Below are 972 nucleotides of genomic sequence, written 5' to 3'. Positions count from 1 at the left end.
AAACCTTTGTTCATAATACTTTTTGTTGATTCTCTAACAATCTTTATTCTATCCTACTTATTCATCCTTCAAGGCCACCACTGGTCGGACTCTCGCTGCTTGTAAAGCCGGGATTAATCCGGCAACCATTCCGGCAATCACTAGCAATACGATGGCGCCAATCCCGACCGTGAGATTCACCTCAGGATGATGAAAATTAACTACATCGGCATTATTAATGATCATCAAATAATCAATGCGCAATTACAATGTTCCGCAATCAAACCTAAATAGCCTGGGTTGGATGACTCTGTAGGATCATGCTGATGATGGAACGTGGCGTAGCACCTAAGGCTTTCCCTAATTCCGATCTCCTTGGTCTTTCTTCACCACGATAAGCATGATATTACTTACCCAAACAATACCGGGCTAGCAAGGTGCCAATGCCTAAAACCACAAGAATAATTTTGATTCCACTGAACAGCACTTTGACGCTAAGAATTCAGCTTGAGGTTGAATCCGCCGATGCCCTAGGATCATAGGGCGCTACATTATGCTTTCCTTCATACCGCACGCACCTTCGCCTCCATTCTCGCTAACCAAGACTTCGGCTCCGCAAACAAATAAAGTGGTCCACCCGGGTCCCCATCCCAAAAGTTCGATGCATGCCGTCAAAGAATACCACCGCTTCCAGTCCTCTTCCGTCCAAGGTTTCACTTGCATGGGACCGAAAACGCCCACTACTCGGAACTGTACACCTCTCACCTGAATATATTCTCCAATACAAGAAGCATTACCAAATAAAACCTCCTTCACTCGCTTTCCGATGACAGCCACTTTTCGACCCTCGTCCACATCGCGCTGATTGACGTAGCGCCCTTCATGCAATTGTAAAGCCTCAATATGGATCATATCCTGCAACTCCCCACGGATTTCATACTCGTCAGATGCTTCCCCAAAGCTCACCACATGGCTTCCCATGCTTAAGCGGGG

At 46.5% G+C, this 972-nt stretch carries 2 protein-coding genes; both read right to left on the bottom strand.

All coding sequences use genetic code 11. The features are described from left to right. Positions 1-57: 57 nt before the first annotated feature. Entirely contained in the window at positions 58-243 is a 186-nt protein-coding gene (locus D5R40_RS33315; protein ID WP_124155912.1) for a hypothetical protein, read from the bottom strand. Positions 244-525: 282 nt separating this feature from the next. Beyond that, a partial coding sequence (locus D5R40_RS33310; protein ID WP_161565193.1) for an ABC transporter permease occupies positions 526-972 on the bottom strand: 447 nt, incomplete at its 5' end.

The organism is Okeania hirsuta (assembly GCF_003838195.1).
GTDB lineage: Bacteria > Cyanobacteriota > Cyanobacteriia > Cyanobacteriales > Microcoleaceae > Okeania > Okeania hirsuta.
Note: the sequence above shows the minus strand (reverse complement) of the source record. Positions and strands in the feature narration are given on the sequence as shown.